Annotated in this window: 12 protein-coding genes and 1 pseudogene; 9 read left to right on the forward strand and 4 right to left on the reverse strand. The window is 73.8% G+C overall.

What is annotated here, in order from left to right; genetic code table 11:
* Window positions 1–53 precede the first annotated feature (53 nt).
* Together IE251_RS28875 and treY are read right to left on the reverse strand one after the other, a co-directional pair.
* A complete protein-coding gene (locus IE251_RS28875; RefSeq protein ID WP_189755928.1) occupies window positions 54–1,304 on the reverse strand; it encodes a M14 family zinc carboxypeptidase in 1,251 nt (416 codons plus the stop codon).
* Window positions 1,305–1,505: 201 nt separating this feature from the next.
* A complete protein-coding gene (gene treY / locus IE251_RS28880) occupies window positions 1,506–3,875 on the reverse strand; it encodes a malto-oligosyltrehalose synthase (protein WP_189755929.1) in 2,370 nt (789 codons plus the stop codon).
* 80 nt (window positions 3,876–3,955) lie between these two features.
* Here treY and IE251_RS41290 point away from each other — a divergent pair, with 80 nt between their 5' ends.
* On the forward strand, window positions 3,956–5,656 hold the full coding sequence (locus tag IE251_RS41290; protein ID WP_229896983.1) for an MFS transporter: 1,701 nt from the start codon (window positions 3,956–3,958) through the stop codon (window positions 5,654–5,656).
* A 54-nt stretch (window positions 5,657–5,710) separates the two neighbouring features.
* On the opposite strand, the gene glgX is transcribed toward IE251_RS41290, so the two are convergent.
* Complete coding sequence (glgX, locus tag IE251_RS28890) at window positions 5,711–7,822, reverse strand: glycogen debranching protein GlgX (protein WP_189755930.1); 2,112 nt, start codon at window positions 7,820–7,822, stop codon at window positions 5,711–5,713.
* 200 nt (window positions 7,823–8,022) lie between these two features.
* Here glgX and IE251_RS28895 point away from each other — a divergent pair, with 200 nt between their 5' ends.
* From IE251_RS28895 to IE251_RS28910, 4 genes are all read left to right on the forward strand, one after another.
* Window positions 8,023–8,835 (forward strand): Tat pathway signal sequence domain protein, encoded by an 813-nt coding sequence (locus tag IE251_RS28895; protein WP_189755931.1) that lies wholly within the window; start codon window positions 8,023–8,025, stop codon window positions 8,833–8,835.
* A gap of 41 nt (window positions 8,836–8,876) precedes the next feature.
* On the forward strand, window positions 8,877–10,223 hold the full coding sequence (locus IE251_RS28900; RefSeq protein ID WP_189755932.1) for a copper amine oxidase: 1,347 nt from the start codon (window positions 8,877–8,879) through the stop codon (window positions 10,221–10,223).
* Window positions 10,224–10,336: 113 nt separating this feature from the next.
* Window positions 10,337–11,575 (forward strand): DUF5919 domain-containing protein, encoded by a 1,239-nt coding sequence (locus IE251_RS28905; RefSeq protein ID WP_030777803.1) that lies wholly within the window; start codon window positions 10,337–10,339, stop codon window positions 11,573–11,575.
* A gap of 101 nt (window positions 11,576–11,676) precedes the next feature.
* Complete coding sequence (locus IE251_RS28910) at window positions 11,677–12,399, forward strand: 3'-5' exonuclease (protein WP_189755933.1); 723 nt, start codon at window positions 11,677–11,679, stop codon at window positions 12,397–12,399.
* A 55-nt stretch (window positions 12,400–12,454) separates the two neighbouring features.
* Here the strand turns inward: IE251_RS28910 and IE251_RS28915 are convergent, their stop codons facing one another.
* Window positions 12,455–13,318 carry a phosphotransferase enzyme family protein gene (locus IE251_RS28915; protein ID WP_189755934.1) on the reverse strand — a complete coding sequence of 288 codons (864 nt, stop codon included), beginning with the start codon at window positions 13,316–13,318 and terminating at the stop codon, window positions 12,455–12,457.
* Between the two features lie 157 nt (window positions 13,319–13,475).
* On the opposite strand from IE251_RS28915, the gene IE251_RS28920 reads away from it, so the two are divergent.
* The 4 genes and pseudogenes from IE251_RS28920 (at window position 13,476) to mgt (ending at window position 17,822) form a co-directional block, all read left to right on the forward strand.
* The gene (locus IE251_RS28920) at window positions 13,476–14,408 is read left to right on the forward strand and encodes a carbohydrate ABC transporter permease (RefSeq protein WP_373302065.1); all 933 of its coding nucleotides are present in this window, start codon (window positions 13,476–13,478) and stop codon (window positions 14,406–14,408) included.
* Window positions 14,405–15,256 carry a carbohydrate ABC transporter permease gene (locus IE251_RS28925; protein ID WP_189755935.1) on the forward strand — a complete coding sequence of 284 codons (852 nt, stop codon included), beginning with the start codon at window positions 14,405–14,407 and terminating at the stop codon, window positions 15,254–15,256. Before IE251_RS28920 ends, IE251_RS28925 begins: the two co-directional genes overlap by 4 nt.
* Window positions 15,256–16,533 carry an ABC transporter substrate-binding protein gene (locus tag IE251_RS28930; RefSeq protein ID WP_189755936.1) on the forward strand — a complete coding sequence of 426 codons (1,278 nt, stop codon included), beginning with the start codon at window positions 15,256–15,258 and terminating at the stop codon, window positions 16,531–16,533. Before IE251_RS28925 ends, IE251_RS28930 begins: the two co-directional genes overlap by 1 nt.
* A 37-nt stretch (window positions 16,534–16,570) precedes the next feature.
* Window positions 16,571–17,822, forward strand: a pseudogene (mgt, locus tag IE251_RS28935) (macrolide-inactivating glycosyltransferase).
* Window positions 17,823–18,564: the final 742 nt, after the last annotated feature.

Consider the following 18,564-nt stretch of genomic DNA (forward strand, 5'->3'; position numbering starts at 1 on the left):
GGGAGTCCGGCGCCGACGGCCGACGGCGTCTCCCGGCCGGACGGCGCGCCGGCTCACGCCACCCGCTCCCGGGCCTGCCGCGCCGCCACCAGCACCGTGCGCGACTGGTGCTCCACCTGGTGCTCCAGCGGCACCCAGCGGGCCCGGAACCGCTGCGCGAAGGCGTCGCACCAGGCGGCCACCAGCCGCTCCAGGCGCGGCGCCGCCCGGTCGTCCGCCTCCCGCAGCACCCGCAGCAGCATCGCCGCGGCCCGCAGCGGCAGCCGCCGCCCGAAGGCGTCCACACTCCCGACGTACGCCATCGTGGTGCCCGCCGGAGAGGTGTGCGCCCAGTCCTCCGCCAGGCCCGGGATCAGCTCCAGCGCCCACCGCGCGGCCCGCAGCAGCGGTCCGTCCACGCCCTCCAGCCGGGGCAGCGCCTCGGCGAGGACCCGCTCCACCTGCCGCGCGTCCCGCAGCAGCCGGGCGGCCAGACCACGCAGGGCCGCCTCGGGCTCCGGGTGCGGGGCCGGGTCGTCCACCAGGTCGCTGGCCCACATCGGCACCTCCACCACGGCCGTCAGACCGCCGTACCGGTGCGCGTGGTACCAGGTGCTGTGCCGGGCGTCGTCCGGCATGCTCGGATAGGGCACACCGCTGTCCGGGCCGGGCATCACATGCACCCCGGGACCGGAGGCCGGCCAGCCCGCCGCGTCCGAGGCCCCCGTCTCCACCGGGATGTGCAGCTCCGCCGCGGACTTGGCGAACGGCTCGGCGAGACCCGGCACGTCCTTGGTCAGCTGCACCCAGCTGCCGCCCAAGTCGGTTCCGTGCAGGGTCACTTGCAGGTACGGCCGCAACTCGTCTATCACCCCGGTCAGCGTCCGCGTCTCGGGCGGCAGCCGGTCCGGCGGCAGCACCGACGGCGACCACTCCGGCTGCTCGGCGCCCGTCGGCCGGTAGAAACCGAGGTGGTAGTCGAGCAGGCTGCGCGGCGCCGGGGTCACGTGCAGGCTCGCGCCGTCCGGGTCCGCGCACAGCAGGAAGTGCCAGGAGGTGCCGGCCCGCAACTCACGGTGGGCGAGCACGCGTTCGGCGAGCACCAGCAGCGTGGAACCGCCCGTCGGCTCGTTGGCGTGGGCTCCGGCGACGACCAGCACCGCACGGTCGGCGTGTCCCACCGACAGCAGGTGCAGGGGTCTTCCCGCGCGCGATACACCCACCTGGCGCAGTGCGCACAGCCCGGGTTCCCGGGCCGCCAACGCCTGGGCGCGGGCGATCAGTTCGGGAACGCTGGGATAGCGCAGCTCCGGCAGAGGACTCACCCCCGACTTGTCCGCCCGGCTTCGCCCTCCCAGTCCCGCACGCGACGGGGGAACTGTCAAGCAGTCGGCGGGGCAGGCGCCCGGGGCGCGCGGGGGCGCGAAGCCGACGGGAACCGGCCCACTGCGTGCCACGAGCGCACTACCGGTACGACGGATGTCCTGAGCCGGCGTTCCGTGAGCGCACCACTGGCGCGGGGAGCCTCAGTCCTGCGCGACACGCTCCAGCAGGGCCACCGGGAACCGGTCCAGCAGGTCGGCCACGCGCGCGTGGCCGGTGAATTCCCGGCCCGGGGCGAGCACGTCGGCCCAGCGGCCGGGCGGCAGCGGCAGCAGCGTCTCGCGCCAGCCGCCCGCCTCCGCGAGCCGCAGCGACAGCCGGGTCACCGCCGTGACCACCTCACCGGAGCGCGCGAACGCCAGACAGTGGCCGGCCGCCGGACCCTCGGCGTCCAGCGGCTCGTACGACGCGTCCGCGCCGAACGCGTCCGGGCGGCGGGCGCGCAGCCGCAGCGCCGCCGCCGTCAGCGCGTCCTTCTCGCCGGGCGCCTCGGGCGGGAACGCCACCGGCCGCCGGTTGTCCGGGTCGACCAGCGCCCGGTACTCGCCCTCCGTGCCCTGGTACACGTCCGGCACCCCCGGCATCGTCAGGTGCACCAGCGCGGTGCCCAGGACATTGGCCCGCACATGCGGCTCCAGCGCCTTGCGCAACGCGGCCACCCGTTCGCCGGGCGGACCGCACGGCCCGGCGGAGACGAAGGCGGCCACCGCGTCCTCGTAGGGCGGCTCCCGCTCCGTCCAGCTGGTGTACATGCCCGCCTCGCGCGCGTGCTTCAGCAGCGCCTGCTGGATCCGCTCCTCCTCGGCCGGGCCCAGCCCGAACACCGTCTGCCAGGCCGCCCAGGCCAGCTGTCCGTCCGGCGCGCCCTCCTCGGCCAGGCTCACCTCGGCGAGCAGCTCCGCCCAGCGGTCCGGGCACTCGGTGAGCACGGCCAGCGCGGCGCGCACGTCCGCGCTGCGCTTGGTGTCGTGCGTGGAGACGACCGTGCCGGTGAGCGGCCGGTCGCGCTGCACGCGCGCGCAGTACGCGTGGAACTCCTCCGGGGACACGCCCGGGCTGCCGGGGTCGCCGCCCACCTCGGTCGCCGACAGCAGCGGCACATAGCGGTAGAAGGCGGTGTCCTCCACCGACTTGGCGCGCAGCGCCGACGCGGTCTGCGCGAACCGGGTACGGAACTCCACCCGGTCGGCGTGGTCCGGCGCCGACGGGTCGCCGGGCGGCTCGACCAGCAGCCGGCGCACCACGGAGACGGCCTCGGCCTCCTCCGGCACCACGAACGCCAGCCGGGCCTCCTCGGCGGCCTCCTCGGTGATCACGGCGGAGGCGTCACCGGAGGCGTACGGCCGGTAGACCCGCAACCGCACCAGCAGTTCCTCCACGGCCGTGCGCAGCGCCCAGGGGGCGCGGTCGCGCAGCGAGAGGTCGGGCGAGGCGGCGCACAGCCGGGCGGCCACCCGGGTGAGCCGGTCCGTCTCCGTGGCCAGTTCGTGGGTGAGCACCTTGTACGCGGCCCGGCGGACCGTGGCCTCCCAGTTGCCGCCCCGGTCCGTCTGCGGGGCCGCGAACGCCCGGTAGCGGCCGAGCAGTTCGTACGCCCCGGTGCGGTCCGTGAACAGGCCGTCGACGTGCCGCAGGGCGTCGTAGCCCGTGGTGCCCGCGACGGGCCAGGAGGCCGGCAGGTGCTCGCCGTCGGCGAGGATCTTCTCCACGACCGTCCAGCGCCCGCCGGTCGCCTCGTGCAGCCGCGCGACATACCCGTCGGGGTCGGCGAGGCCGTCGGGGTGGTCGACCCGCAGCCCGTCGAGCACACCCTCGTGCAGCAGCCGCAGGATCGTGGCGTGGGTGGCGTCGAACACCTCGGGGTCCTCCACCCGCAGCCCGATCAGCTCCGAGATGCTGAAGAACCGCCGGTAGTTCAGCTCGGTACGGGCCAGCCGCCACCACACGGGGCGGTACCACTGCGCGTCCAGCAGCTCGGGCAGCGGCAGTCCCTCGGTGCCCGGACGCAGCGGGAAGGCGTGGTCGTGGTAGCGCAGCACGTCGCCGTCCACCCGCAGCCGTTCCAGCTCCGCGCCGACCGGGCCGCCGAGCACCGGCAGCAGCACCCGGCCGCCGTGCGCCGCCCAGTCGATGTCGAACCAGCGCGCGTACGGCGACTCGGGCCCGTCCCGCAGCACCTCCCACAGGGCGCGGTTGTACCGGGGGACCATCGCCATGTGGTTGGGCACGATGTCCGCCACCAGGCCGAGACCGTGCTCCCGCGCGGTGCGGGCCAGCGCGCGCAGGCCCTCCTCGCCGCCCAGTTCCTCGCGCACGCGCCCGTGGTCCACCACGTCGTAGCCGTGGGCGGAGCCCGGCACGGCCTCCAGGACCGGGGACAGGTGCAGATGCGAGACGCCGAGCGACGCCAGGTACGGTACGGCCGCTTGGGCGGCGGCGAACGGGAACGCGGGCTGAAGCTGTAGCCGGTAGGTGGCCGTGGGCACCCCCGGACCGGGACGCGCAGGAGTCATGGGAACCTACGTACCCCGCCCGCCGTCTTTCGTGTCATCGGCCGGTGCCCGGATCACGCCCGCGTGTCCAGGTTCGAGCGATGGGGACGACGGGAAAGCCGGGGCGGGGCCGCGCGGGGGACGCCTACCGGCGGGTGATCGGGCTGACGGGACCGCTGCTGCCGTGCGTGTCGTTCCTGGGGCGGCTGCCGACGGCGACCATCCAGTTCGGCAGCGTGCTGCTGGTCGCCCGTACGCACGGTTCGCTCACCACGGCCGGTCTGACCGGGGGCGCGCTCGCGCTCGGCGAGGTGGTGTGCGGGCCGCTGGTGGGGCGGCTCGCGGACCGGCACGGCCAGCGGACGGTGGTGCTCGCGTTCTCGCTCGTCAACGCCGTCGCCGTGACCGTGCTGGTCGCCGGTGCGCTGGCCGGGCTGCCGGGGCCCGCGCTGGTGCTCCTGGGGGCCGTGGCGGGCGCCACCGTGCCGCTCGTGGGCCCGTTGGCCCGGGCCCGCCTGGTCGCGCTCGCCCGCCGTTCGGGTGCCTCCGAGGCGACGGTCGGTGCCGCGCTGTCCTTCGAGAGCACCCTCGACGAACTGTCGTTCGTCCTCGGCCCGGCGCTCGTCGGCCTGGCCGCGGTACTCGCCCATCCGGCGTACGCGATGGCCGCCGCGGCGGCCCTGGTGGCCACCTGCGGCACCGCCTTCGCCCTCCACCCGACGTCCCACGCGACGACCCCCATCGGGGAAGACCCCGCCCGTCCCGCCACCCTGGCCCCCGGCCCTTCGCGCTCCGCCCCGCCCGAACCACCCGCTCACGCGCGCGTGCGGCCCGCTGTGCCGTCCGACGCGCCCGCGGGTGCGCGCGGGGAGGCCGTTTCGGCGGACACGCCTTCATCCGTCCCCGCGGAGGCCGTCCCGGCGGACGGTGCCGCGCGTGCGGACGTGGAGCCGTGCCCGGCCGAAGGGCCCAGCCCCGCGCGCACGGAACGCGGCGCGACCGACGCGCTCACACGCGCGCGCGGGGAGTCCGGTGCGGCTGATCCGTCGGTGCGTGGGCGTGTGGAGTCCGGCCCGGCCGAGCCGCCGGTGCCCGCGCGCGTGGAGGCCATCCCGCCCGACGCGCCTCCACTCGCCCCCGCCACCCCCGGCCCACCCCGGAAGCGCCCTCCCCGTTCCCCGATGCCTTCCGGCGTGCCCGGCCTGTTCGCCGCGCTGGCGCTTCAGGGTGCCGTGTTCGGGGCCTGCCAGGCGGGGACCACGGCGCTCACCGGGCGGCTCGGTCAGGCGGGCCAGGCGGGGCTGGTGTACGCGGCCATGGGGGTGATGAGCGCGGTGGCGGGGCTCGCGATGGCCGCCGTACCGGAGCGCGTCGGCGCCCGGACGCGCCGGCGGCTCGCGACCGGTGCCGCGCTCGCGCTGTCCCTGCCACTGCTCGGCACGCGCGGCCTGCCCGGCCTGTACGCCGTCGTCACCGTGCTGGGCGTCGCCTACGCCCCGCACCTGATCACCGTCTTCGGCCTCCTGGAACGCGCGGTCGCGCCGTACCGGCTGGCCGAGACGATGGGCGTGGCCACCAGCGCCCTCGTCGGCGGCCAGGCCCTGGCGGTCGCCGTCACGGGACGCCTCGCGGAGACCCACGGCCCCACGGCGGCCTTCGCGGTGGCGAGCGCGGCGGCCGGGCTCACCTTCGTCCTCGCCCTGACGGTGCGTCCGGCCGCGTACGCGGGCGCGCCCGGGAACGCGCTCCACGCGCGCGTGCCGGACACCCCACCGGCCGCGCGGGACCGGCGCGGCGGTTGACGTGCTCCACGCGCGCGTGGCCGACGCGCGGCCCCCCCCGGGTGAGGCCGCGCCCTACTCCGCGGGCCGTTGCAGCACCGTCAGGCTGCGGTCCGGCAGGGTGAGGCGGTCGCCGGCCGCGACCTTGTCGCCCGTCCCCGGCTCCACCCCGTCCGGGCGGGCCGTGTCCACCACCACCTGCCACTGCCGGCCGTGGTCGACCGGCACCACGAAGTCCAGCGGCTCGGGGGAGGCGTTGAACATCAGCAGGAAGGAGTCGTCGGTGACGCGTTCCCCGCGCGGGCCGGGCTCGGAGATGGCGTTGCCGTTGAGGAACACCGTCAGCGCGGAGGCCCGCGCCGAGTTCCAGTCCCGCTGGGTCATCTCGGCGCCCTCGGGAGTGAACCAGGCGATGTCGGACAGCTCGTCGTGGGTGCCCTCCACCGTACGGCCGTGGAAGAAGCGGCGTCGCCGCAGGACGGGGTGGTCCCGGCGCAGCCACACCATCGCGCGCGTGAACTCCAGCAGCTCGCCGTCGTCCGCCGGCCAGTCGATCCACGACAGCTCGTTGTCCTGGCAGTAGGCGTTGTTGTTGCCGCGCTGGGTGCGCGCGAACTCGTCGCCGTGACTGATCATCGGCACGCCCTGGGACAGCATCAGCGTGGCGATGAAGTTCCGCATCTGCCGGGCGCGCAGCCGCAGCACCCCGGGATCGTCGGTGTCGCCCTCCACCCCGCAGTTCCACGACCGGTTGTGGCTCTCGCCGTCCCGGTTGTCCTCGCCGTTGGCCTCGTTGTGCTTGTCGTTGTACGCGACCAGGTCGTGCAGGGTGAAACCGTCGTGGCAGGTGACGAAGTTGATGGAGGCCAGCGGGCGGCGGCCGTCGTCCTGGTAGAGGTCGGAGGAGCCGGTCAGCCGGGAGGCGAACTCGGCCAGCGCGCGCGGCTCGCCCCGCCACAGATCGCGGACGGTGTCCCGGTACTTGCCGTTCCACTCGGTCCACAGCGGCGGGAAGTTGCCCACCTGGTAGCCGCCCTCGCCCACGTCCCACGGCTCGGCGATCAGCTTCACCTGGGAGACCACCGGGTCCTGCTGCACCAGGTCGAAGAACGACGACAGCCGGTCCACCTCGTGGAACTGCCGGGCGAGGGTGGCCGCGAGGTCGAAGCGGAAGCCGTCGACGTGCATCTCGGTGACCCAGTACCGCAGCGAGTCCATGATCAGCTGGAGCACGTGCGGGGACCGCATCAGCAGCGAGTTCCCGGTGCCCGTGGTGTCCATGTAGTAGCGCGGATCGTCGGCGAGCCGGTAGTACGAGGGGTTGTCGATGCCCTTGAAGGACAGCGTGGGGCCCAGGTGGTTGCCCTCGGCGGTGTGGTTGTAGACCACGTCCAGGATGACCTCGATCCCGGCCTCGTGCAGCGCCCGGACCGCCGACTTGAACTCCAGCACCTGCTGGCCGCGGTCGCCCCAGGAGGCGTACGCGTTGTGCGGGGCGAAGAAGCCGATGGTGTTGTAGCCCCAGTAGTTGCTCAGCCCCATGTCGGCCAGCCGGTGGTCGTTCACGAACTGGTGGACGGGCATCAGTTCGAGCGCCGTCACCCCGAGCTTGGTCAGGTGCTCGATGACCGCCGGGTGGGCGAGGCCCGCGTAGGTGCCGCGCAGTTCCTCGGGCAGCTCCGGGTGACGCATGGTCAGGCCCTTGACGTGGGCCTCGTAGATCACCGTGTGGTGGTACTCGGTGCGCGGCGGGCGGTCGTCGCCCCAGTCGAAGTACGGGTTGATCACCACCGACGTCATGGTGTGCGGCGCCGAGTCCAGGTCGTTGCGCCGCTCCGGCGCGCCGAAGTGGTAGCCGTACACCTCCTCGCCCCACCGGACCGACCCGCTGACCGCCTTCGCGTACGGGTCGAGCAGCAGCTTCGCCGAGTTGCAGCGCAGCCCGCGCCCGGGGTCGTACGGGCCGTGCACCCGGAACCCGTACCGCTGTCCCGGCATCACCCCGGGCAGGTACGCGTGCCGCACGAACGCGTCGCTCTCGCGCAGTTCCACCGCCGTCTCCGAGCCGTCGTCGTGCAGCAGACACAGCTCTACTCGGTCCGCGGCCTCCGTGAAGACCGCGAAGTTGGTTCCGGCGCCGTCATAGGTGGCGCCGAGCGGATACGCCTCTCCAGGCCAGACCTGCATGGATACGACTCTCCCAGGTGTGCAGTCCGCCAGGGCCGGGTCGGCCCCGAGTGTTGTCCGAAAGTGAGGCAACCTCCCGTGGCCCACCCGGCCTCTTGTGAGGTGACCAGTGCGTGTGGCGGTTCTGGTACCCGCCATGCGCCGAACCAGCGGGGCAGAAAACGTACTCCCGGGTGACCAAGGGGGGAGTAGGGGGAAATGTGCGCGAGAAAGTGCGCCGCCATCTGGGCAAAGTACTGACCGGCGCGGCCCTCGCGGCCGCGGGGACCGCCGCCATGGTCGCGGTGACTCTGCCGGGCACGGCGGGCGCCGGCGAGTCCGGAGGGGCCGGCGGCGGCACACGGGCCGCGGGGCAGGCCGGGCCGGGCCCGGACGCCGCGCCGCCCGGCGTCGTGGAGCGGGCGCCCGCCGAGGCGGAGCGGGGCACGGGCCGCGATCCGCTCACCGAAGACGAGCTCGGCCGGGTGGAGAAGGCCGCGCTGGCCGGGCGGCTGTCCGCCCTGGGCGAGAACGTCACCGGGGCGCGCGGACCGCAGCGGCTGAGCATCGACCTCGCCGAGCCCGAGGCCGGCGAGACGGACGACCCGGACGCGCCGCGCCGGGCCGACGTGGCCTTCTACGACTACAGGAACGACACGCTCGTCACCAAGACCGTCAACCTGAGCACCGGGAAGGTCGAGCGGACGGACACCCAGCGCGGCGCGCAGCCGCCGCCGAGCCGCGCCGAGAACGCGGAGGCGGCCCGCCTCCTGATCGCGAGCCCGCTCGGCGCGGGCCTCAAGGCGGACTACAAGGACGCCACCGGCAAGGACCTCACCTCCCCGGACCAGCTGGAACTGAGCGGCGGCATCTACCGGGCCGCGCCCGGCGCCCAGCCCGCCGTCCTCGACGCCTGCGGGACACACCGGTGCGTACGGCTGTTCTCCAAGGTCAGGAACGGGCCGTGGATCGACACCAGGGACCTGGTGATCGACCTGAGCGCCCGCAAGACCGCCGCCCTCGACCGCGGCTGACCGCCCGCACACCCGTGACCCCGGCAAGGAGTCGACCCGTCATGCCCGAACAGCACCAGCCCGGCGGCGCCCGGCCGCGCGCCCTCGGCCGCGCCGCCCGCAAGACCGCGGCCGTCGGAGTGTCCCTGGCCGCGCTGGCCGCCGCCGCGACGGCCGGCGCCGGTCCCGCCGCGGCCCGGCCGCGCACCGCCCCCGCCGCGGCCCCCGGCTGCAGCGCCGCCTACACGATCGAACAGAAGCTCACCACCGGCACCACCTGGCGGATGTGCTGGCGCTACGACAGCAAGGCCGGCCTCGTCCTGGAGAACGTCTCCTACCAGCCCAAGGGCGAGACCAAGCCGATCAAGGTCCTCAACAGCGCCAGACTCGCCCAGGTCCACGTCCCCTACGACGACGGAAAGCACGAGTACTACGACCTGACGGGCCAGGGCTTCGCCCAGGAGCTGATGACACTGTCGCCCGGCGAGTGTCCCGGCGGGACCATCAAGTCCGTCAAGGTCCCGGACGGCGACCCGAGGAACCCGAACGTCAAGGGGCTGTGCACGACCACCCGTTCGCGTGGTCACGCCTACCGGATGCACGACATCGTCCAGTCGGACAAGACCTACCAGCAGCAGGGCAAGGACCTGCTGGTGTACACGGTCAACCAGGTCGGCTGGTACGAGTACATCACCGAGTGGCGCTTCCAGGACGACGGCACCGTCAACATGAACGTCGGCGCCACCGGCAGCCTCTCCTGGGAGGACTACAACGCCCAGGACGGGCGCGGCTGGCCCATCGGCAAGGACGCCAAGGACTACGCGACCAGCCACAGCCACAACGTCTTCTGGCGGCTCGACTTCGGCCTCGACGGCTCCTCCGGGACGAAGGTCGAGCAGTACGACTCCACCGTCAGCGCACCCTCCGGACGGCAGGAGGGCCCGACCGCCAGGACCACCCGCACCCGGCCGGGCAAGGAGTTCGCGGGCGACTACAAGACCTACCGCTGGTGGCGGATGGTCAGCGCGACCGGCAAGAACAAGGACGGGCACGCCCGTTCGTACGAACTCGTCCCCGGACCCACCACGAAGTACCCGGGCCGCCCCTTCACCCGGCACGACCTGTACGTCACCCAGTACGACAAGTGCGAGCTGTTCGCCAGCGACAACCCCAGGTGCGCGACGGGCCACCCGAAGTCCGTCGACAAGTGGGTGAACGGCCAGACCCTCACCCACCCCGTGGTCTGGGTGAACGTCGGCTTCCACCACATAGCGCGGGACGAGGACCAGCAGCCCATGCCGGTGCACTGGCAGGGCCTCTCCATCGCCCCACGGGACGTCACTGCTATGAATCCGCTCACTCCCAAGAAGCTGGCATGGCAGAACGGGCACTGGGAATGGCGTAGTTGAGCCGGTCGGCCGGGAAACCGACCTGTCCATCCGGCTGCACCGCCGACCGCTCCCGGAGTAGGCTTCCTTGATCGTTGAGATGGGAAGCCCCGGGAGCGGAAGGCGGTGCACGGGTGGGCTCGGGAGGGCTGGAGCTGCCTCCTGGTGACGAGGGTCACGAGGGGAACTCCGCAGACGTCCCGCCCGGCGCGGTGTCCCTGGCCCGGCCGATGGACGCGGGGTCCATCGGCCCGGAGCTGGACTGGGACGCCGACGCCTGGCGCGAGGTGCGCACCCGCGCCCAGCGGGCCGGCCGGGCCTACATCTGGCTGAACCTCGTCGAACAGCGGCTGCGCGCGGTCGTGGCCGCCGTGCTGCGGCCGGTCTACGAACCCGTCCACGGCGACGAGTGGGTGGTGGCCGCGGCCGGTCCGGCCGGCCAGGAGTGGGTGCAGCGGGCGGTCGCCGTCCGCGAGGTCAGCCGCCGCAAGGGCTATCTGCTCGACCCGGCCGACGACAACGTCCTCAGCTTCCTCACCCTGCCGCAGCTGCGCGAGCTGGTGGTGCAGCACTGGCCGTGCTTCGAGCCGTACTTCGACGAGCGCCGGGACCTCGAACTCGCCCTGGACGAGCTGGAGGTGACCCGCAACGTCGTCTCCCGCAACCGGGCCCTGTCGGAGGCGGTGCTCGGCCAGGCCGAGCGGGCCTCGGCCCGGCTGCTGGAGATGCTCGGCGCGGGCGGGGACGTGCCCTCGGCGCGCCGGCTGCCCGTGGACGCGGTCGAGGACCTGGTCGGCGACCGGTACGCGGACGTCGTCGCGGTCCACTCCGACCGGGTGCGGCTGCTGCGCCAGTTCCCGGCCGAGGACATCTTCGGCGGCGCCCGCCGGCTCGACGCCATCGGCATCGGCCTCAACCTGCTGGTGCAGAACTTCTCCGGGCGCCGCCTGGTCCGGCTCGCCGAGTCCGGCTGCCGGGTGCGGCTGCTCTTCCTCAACCCGGCCTCCAGCTCGGTCAAGCGCCGCGAGCGCGAACTGGGGATGAAACGGGGCGAACTGAGCCGCTCGGTGGAGATGAACATCCTGCACATGCGCCGGGTGCGGTCCCGGCTGCGCGACCCGGGCGCGTTCGAGATCCAGGTGTACGACGAGACGCCCCGCTTCACCGCCTACCTGGTGGACGGCGACGGCGCGGACGGCGTCGCGGTGGTGCAGTCCTATCTGCGCGGGGCGCGCGGGATGGAGTCGCCGGTCCTGGTGCTGCGCAACGGCAGCCGGCTGGTCACGTCCGACGATGTCGGAGAATCCGGTCTTTTCCCGACATACCGCGAGGAATTCGAGCTGGCTTGGGCGGATTCGCGCCCGGTGTCCTGACCCACCGGCGCCGGGCGGCGCAAGGCCGTCGGTGGATTGTCAGTGCCGCGTGCGATGGTGGAGGCACTGGGGGAAAGCACCACCGAGAAGGGGGGCCGCCCATGGGCTGGCACCAGGAGCTGCTGATCGGCTTCGACCTGGAGACGACCGGGACCGATCCGCGTCGGGCGCGCATCGTCACCGGTGCCGTGATCGAGGTCAGGGCCGGTGAGCCCGTGGGCCGCCGGGAGTGGCTGGCCGATCCGGGCGTGGAGATCCCGGCCGACGCGGTCGCGGTCCACGGCATCAGCACCGCACGCGCGGCGGCCGAGGGCCGCCCGGCCGACCAGGTGGCCGACGCCATCGCGGACGTCCTGGTGGGGTACTGGAAGGCGGGTGTCCCGGTCGTCGCCTACAACGCGGCCTTCGACCTCACCCTGCTCTCCGCCGAACTGCGCCGGTACGGCCTGCCGTCCCTGACCGACCGGCTCGGCACCGCCCCCGCCCCGGTCGTCGACCCGTACACCATCGACCGCTGGGCCGACCGCTACCGCCGCGGCAAACGGAACCTGGAGGCGGTCTGCGCCGAGTACGGCATAGTCCTGGGCGCGGCCCACGACGCCACCGCCGACGCCCTCGCCGCCGCGCGGCTCGCCTCCGCGATAGCCGACCGCCACCCGAAGATCGCCGCCCTCGGCCCCGCCGAACTGCACCGGCGTCAGATCCGGTGGTACGCCGAATGGGCGGCGGACTTCCAGGCGTTCCTGCGGCGCAAGGGCGAGAAGGACGCGGTGGTCGACGGCGCGTGGCCGCTCCGCGAGCTGACCGAGGACCAGCCCGCGTAGCGATGCCGTCCGCGGGAGTGTCGCGGCGCCCGCGCCCCTTCCGGGCGAGGCACCGTCAGAACGGATACCACCGCACCGTCTCGTCCCCGTCCCGCAGGGACGCCACCCGCCGCCGGAACTCGGCCAGCGCCTTCGGGTTGGACGGGGCGTGCTGGGCCACCCACGCGCAGCTGGCCGTCTCCCGGGCACCGCGCAGCACCCCGCAGCCGTCCCACTCGCGCACGTCCCAGCCGTAGGTCCCGGTGAAGGAGTCGTACGCCTCGGCGGGCAGCCCGTAGCGGTCGCGGGAGAGGGCCATGACCACCAGGTCGTGCTCGCGCAGGTCGGCGGAGAAGGTCTCCAGGTCGACCAGGACCGGCCCGTCCGGCCCGACGTGCACATTGCGGGGCAGCGCGTCACCGTGGATCGGCCCCGGCGGCAGCTGGGGCGTCAGCGCCGCCGCCCGCGCGGCGAAGCCGTCGCGGCGCGCACGGAGATAGGCCGCGTCCTCCGGGTCGATCGCGTCACCCGCGAGCCGCAGCCAGCGCTCCACACCGCCCAGCAGATCGCGGGGCGGCAAGGCGAACGAGGGAGCGGGGAGGGCGTGCACGATGCGCAGCAGCGCGGCCAGGTCCCGTGGCTCGGCGGGCCGTACGGCATCCGGCAGCCGGTGCCACACGGTCACCGGGTGGCCGTCCACCAGCAGCGGCTTCGGCTCGGCCGCCCGCACCGCCGGCACGCCCGCTTCGGCCAGCCAGGCGGCGACGGCCAGTTCGCGCTCGGCGCGCGGCAGCAGCTCGGCGTCCCGGCCGACCTTCACCACCAGGTCGCCGGCGGCGAACACCGCGTTCTCGCCGAGGGCCACCAGCCGGGCGTCCCGGGCCGCTCCCGGGAGCACCCCCGCCGCGGCCAGTACGTCCCGCGCGCGTGCCTCGTCCATCGTCCCGCCTCCGTGCCGTCTTCCCGTGCCGTGTCCGTCCGTCGTCCGGCCAGTCTCGCATCCGTACAGGTCGGCGGCGGTGCGCGGGCCCTTGACGGGGTACCGGGCCTTCACGACCATGAACACGCCAACCGGAGCAGGCAAAGGGGCTGATTCCGTGACAGAGGTGGCCGAAGCGCGGACGCCGGTGGCGGGGGCACACCCCCGCGCCGGACTCCGGACCTCCGACCGCGGCGCCTGGTTCCTGGTCCTGCCCGCCCTCATCCCGATCCTGCTGCTCAGCGTCGGCCCGCTGCTCTACGGCGTCCTGCTGGCCTTCACCGACGCCCAGTCCGGCCGGACCGCCGCCACCCGCTGGATCGGCGCCCTCAACTTCCGGGACCTGCTGCACGACACCCTGTTCTGGGAGTCGTTCCGTATCGGCCTGGTCTGGGCGGCGGGCGTGACCGTGCCCCAGTTCCTGCTGGCGCTCGGCCTGGCCCTGCTGCTGAACCAGGACTTACGGCTGCGCGGCCTGGCCCGCGCCCTCGCGATCGTGCCCTGGGCGATGCCCGAGGTCGTCGTCGGCATCATGTGGCGGCTCGTCTACAACCCGGACGCGGGCGTCCTCAACGAGACCCTGCGCGACCTCGGCCTCGGGGACGGCCGGGACTGGCTGAGCGGCCTGGCCACCGCGCTGCCCGCGGTGATCGTCGTCGGCGTCTGGGCGGGCCTGCCGCAGACCACGGTCGCCCTGCTCGCCGGACTGCAGAACGTCCCCCGCGAACTCCACGAGGCGGCCGCGGTCGACGGCGCGGGCGCCTGGCGCCGCTTCCGCACGGTCACCTGGCCCGCGCTCGGACCGGTGGCCCTCGCCATCACCGCGCTGAACCTGATCTGGAACCTCAACTCCTTCGCCCTGGTCTACGTCCTCACCGCCGGCGGACCCGGCGGCCAGACCCGGCTGCCCATGCTCTTCGCCTACGAAGAAGCCTTCCGCTACGGCCAGTTCGGCTACGCGGCGGCCATGGGCTGTGTGCTCGTCGCCGTGGTCTCCGTCCTGCTCGCGGTGTTCCTGGCCGGCCGGCTGCGCGGCGGTGAGGACGCATGAGCACCGCGCGCGCCCCGAGGACCCGCCGCGTCGCCCGCGCCGGGCAGTACACCGCCCTGCTCGGCTATCTGCTGTTCCTCGCCTTCCCGCTGCTGTGGCTGCTGTCCACCGCGCTGAAGTCCCCGCGCGAGCTGGGCAGCCCGCACCCCGCCTGGATCCCGCGCCACCCCACCCTGGCCAACGTCCGGCAGGCCTTCACCGAGCAGCCGCTGGCGCACGCCGCCCTCAACTCCCTGTCGGTGGCGCTCGCCACCGCCGCCGTCACGGTACTGATCGCCACCCCGATGGCCTACGTCATGGCCCGGCACCGCACCCGGGCGGCCCGGGCGGCCACGGGCTGGGTGGTGGTCAGCCAGGCGTTCCCCTTCGTCCTGCTGATCATCCCGCTGTTCCTGGTGCTGAAGCGGCTGCGGCTGATCGACTCCCTGACCGGACTGGTGCTGGTGTACGTGGTGTGGTCGCTGCCGTTCGCGCTGTGGATGCTCGCCGGCCACGCCCGCGCGGTCCCCGCCGAGCTGGAGGAGGCGGCGGCCGTCGACGGCGCCGGACGGCTGAGAACGCTGACGTCGGTGACGGTGCCGCTGCTCGCGCCGGGCATCGCGGCGACGGCCCTGTTCGCGTTCGTCACCGCGTGGAACGAGTTCTTCTTCGCGCTGGTGCTGCTCAAGAGCCCGCACCGGCAGACGCTCCCGGTCGTCCTCACCCACTTCATCGGCGCGGAGGGCGTGGCCGACCTCGGCCCGCTGGCCGCCGCCGCGTTCCTGGCCACCCTGCCCTCCCTGGCCTTCTTCGCACTGGTCCAGCGGCGGATCACCAGCGGCCTGCTCACCGGGGCGGTGAAGAACTGATGCGGACCCGGATCACCCTGGCACTCGCCGTGCTCCTGCTCCTCCTCGCGGGCTGCTCCCCGGGCGGCTCCGCGGACGGCCCGGTCACCCTGCGCTTCCAGTCCCTGGCCTGGCAGCCGGACTCCGTCGCCGCCACCAAGGAGCTGGTCCGGGAGTGGAACGCCACCCACCCGGACGTCAAGGTCGAGTACGTCCAGGGCAGTTGGGACAGCGTGCACGACCAGCTGCTCACCTCCTTCGAGGGCGGCGAGGCACCGGACGTCATCCACGACGCCTCCGACGACCTCGCCGACTTCGCCTACGGCGGCTACCTCGCCGACCTGTCCGGCCTGCTGCCCGCCCGGCTCGCCTCCGACATCCCGCGCGGCAGCTGGGAGACGGCCACCTTCGGCCGCGGTGTCTACGGCGTGCCGTTCCTCCAGGAGCCCCGGGTGCTGATCGCCGACGCCGACCGGCTGCGCGCGGCCAAGGTGCGCATACCGACCCCCGGACACCCCTGGAGCTGGGCGGAGTTCCGGCAGGTCGCCAAGAAGCTCACCGGGCCCGGGCGGTACGGCGTGGCCTGGCCGCTGAGGGAGCCCGTGTCCGCCACGCTCAACCTGTCCCTGTCGGCGGGCGGACGGCTCTTCCACCGGGGCGCGGACGGCAAGGTCACCGTGCGGTTCGAGGCCGGGGACGAGGTCGTGGCCCGCACCATCCACGACCAGGTCGCCGTCGACCGCAGCGCCCCCGCCTCGACCCTCGGCAGCGGCGGTGCGGACACCCTGCCCGGCCTCTTCGGCGGCCGGTACGCGATGGTCCCGCTGGGCTTCTCCTACCGCCAGCAGATCGTGCGGCAGGCCCCCGAGGGCTTCCACTGGCAGGTGCTGCCCGCCCCGGCCGGCGCCGGCGGGCTCACCCAGGGCGTCAGCCCGCAGACGCTGTCCGTCTCCGCCGACTGCCCGCACAAGAAGGAGGCCGTCGCCTTCATCGACTTCCTGCTGCGGCCCCGGAACATGGTGCGCCTCGCCCTCGGGGACTGGATGCTGCCCACCGGCACCCAGGCCTTGAAGGACCCGGCCCTGCACACCGAGCGGCACGGCTGGGCCACCGGCACCGCCCTCGCGGCCCGGCTCCGCCCCGCGCCCGCCCAGTCCGTGCGCGGCTACCCGGAATGGAAGGACAAGGTCGCCACCCCGGCCTACCAGCGGTACTACAGCGGCGCGAGCACCCTCGCCGAGCTGCGCCACCGCTTGGAGCGGGACGGCAACCTGGTGCTGGCCCGCTACCAGCGCTGACCCGCCTTCCCGTCGTACCCCGGGCAGGGAAAAAGAAATATACGAGACGCACCGTCTCGCCTACCGTCGACGTCATGACCGCCCAGACCACCCCCGCCCACATCGCCATGTTCTCGATCGCCGCGCACGGCCATGTGAACCCCAGCCTGGAGGTGATCCGTGAACTCGTCGCCCGCGGCCACCGGGTCACGTACGCCATTCCGCCCGTCTTCGCCGACAAGGTGGCCGCCACCGGTGCCCGGCCCGTCCTCTACCGCTCCACCCTGCCCGGCCCCGACGCCGACCCGGAGGCATGGGGGAGCACCCTGCTGGACAACGTCGAGCCGTTCCTGAACGACGCGATCCAGGCGCTCCCGCAGCTCGCCGAGGCCTACGCCGACGACATCCCCGATCTCGTCCTGCACGACATCACCTCCTACCCGGCCCGTGTCCTCGCCCGCCGCTGGGGCGTCCCGGCGATCTCCCTCTCCCCGAACCTCGTCGCCTGGAAGGGCTACGAGGAGGAGGTCGCCGAGCCGATGTGGCGCGAGCCCCGGCGGACCGAGCGCGGACAGGCCTACTTCGCCCGGTTCGAGGCATGGCTGAGGCAGAACGGGATCACCGAGCACCCGGACACGTTCGCCAGTCATCCGCCGCGCTCCCTGGTGCTCATCCCGAAGGCGCTCCAGCCGCACGCCGACCGGGTGGACGAAGGCGTGTACACCTTCGTCGGCGCCTGCCAGGGAGACCGCGCCGAGGAAGGCGGCTGGCAGCGGCCCGCCGGCGCGGAGAAGGTCGTACTCGTGTCGCTCGGCTCGGCGTTCACCAAGCAGCCCGCCTTCTACCGGGAGTGCGTGCGTGCCTTCGGGAACCTGCCCGGCTGGCACCTCGTCCTCCAGGTCGGCCGGAAGGTGACCCCCGCCGAACTGGGGGAGCTGCCGGACAACGTGGAGGTGCACGACTGGGTGCCGCAGCTCGCCATCCTCCGCCAGGCCGACCTGTTCGTCACCCACGCGGGCGCCGGCGGCAGCCAGGAGGGGCTGGCCACCGCGACGCCCATGATCGCCGTGCCGCAGGCCGTCGACCAGTTCGGCAACGCCGACATGCTCCAAGGGCTCGGCATCGCCCGGAAACTGGCGACCGAGGAGGCCACCGCAGACCTGCTCCGCGAGACCGCCCTCGCCCTGGTGGACGACCCGGAGGTCGCGCGCCGGCTCGAGCGGATCCAGGCGGAGATGGCCCAGGAGGGCGGCACCCGGCGGGCGGCCGACCTCATCGAGGCCGAACTGTCCGCGCGCCACGAGCGGTAGGAGCCGGTGGCCGACCGACCGGCCGGTGTCCGTTCCGACCAGCAGAGATCCAGTTTGTGATGACGAAACCTTGTTGAGCAAGTAACAGCTGCGTGAAGGGGTTGATCCGGCACCCGCTCATCGGCCAGAGTTTCGCGCAGCCCGCCTCGGCGCGGGCACGGCCGTCGTGCCCGCCCCCACGGGGCACGGCGGCCGTACACGTGCGCCCGCCCCGGCAAGGCACCACGCCCGTTGGACAGTTGGCTGGAAACCGTCCATCCGCGCGCCTGCCGGTGACATCGGAGCCGCGGCCGACGCAGAACCAGACGCCGCCGCGGTCCGACGTCACAGGGGAACGCCGGACCGCGGCCGCCGATACCACACACCCGCCCCCCGATGGTCCGGCTCACCGAAGCGCGCGACAAACCCGTCAGGCTGTTCCTAGGGTGAAGCCCACGCAAGGCCGGAAGGGCGGAACCAGGGTGAGGGGCAGACCATGACCGGCGTCGCCACGCCACCGCGAGGGCACCGTGACCCGGCGCCCGGACACCCGTGCGCGGCCCGGACGGCGACATCGCCGCGCGTACGGCCCCGCCCCCGCATGCGACCGGCCGTGCGCCCGTCGGCGACAGTCGTACGCCCGTCGGTTCGACCGGCCGTGCGGCCCCCCTCCGCACCGGACCCGGTGGGGACGGTCAACGGGCACCGCTCACTCGGACGGGTGGCGATTTCCGGCCCTCGCGGGCCCGTGGCCCCGTCCGGG

The sequence above is a fragment of the Streptomyces eurythermus genome (assembly GCF_014649115.1).
In the GTDB taxonomy this organism is placed as follows: domain Bacteria; phylum Actinomycetota; class Actinomycetes; order Streptomycetales; family Streptomycetaceae; genus Streptomyces; species Streptomyces eurythermus.

Coding starts and splice junctions, on each gene's coding strand:
- treY (WP_189755929.1), bottom strand. CDS start 3,875: ATGACTCCTGCGCGTCCCGGTCCGGGGGTGCCCACGGCCACCTACCGG.
- IE251_RS41290 (WP_229896983.1), top strand. CDS start 3,956: ATGGGGACGACGGGAAAGCCGGGGCGGGGCCGCGCGGGGGACGCCTAC.
- glgX (WP_189755930.1), bottom strand. CDS start 7,822: ATGCAGGTCTGGCCTGGAGAGGCGTATCCGCTCGGCGCCACCTATGAC.
- IE251_RS28900 (WP_189755932.1), top strand. CDS start 8,877: ATGCCCGAACAGCACCAGCCCGGCGGCGCCCGGCCGCGCGCCCTCGGC.
- IE251_RS28910 (WP_189755933.1), top strand. CDS start 11,677: ATGGGCTGGCACCAGGAGCTGCTGATCGGCTTCGACCTGGAGACGACC.
- IE251_RS28915 (WP_189755934.1), bottom strand. CDS start 13,318: ATGGACGAGGCACGCGCGCGGGACGTACTGGCCGCGGCGGGGGTGCTC.
- IE251_RS28925 (WP_189755935.1), top strand. CDS start 14,405: ATGAGCACCGCGCGCGCCCCGAGGACCCGCCGCGTCGCCCGCGCCGGG.
- IE251_RS28930 (WP_189755936.1), top strand. CDS start 15,256: ATGCGGACCCGGATCACCCTGGCACTCGCCGTGCTCCTGCTCCTCCTC.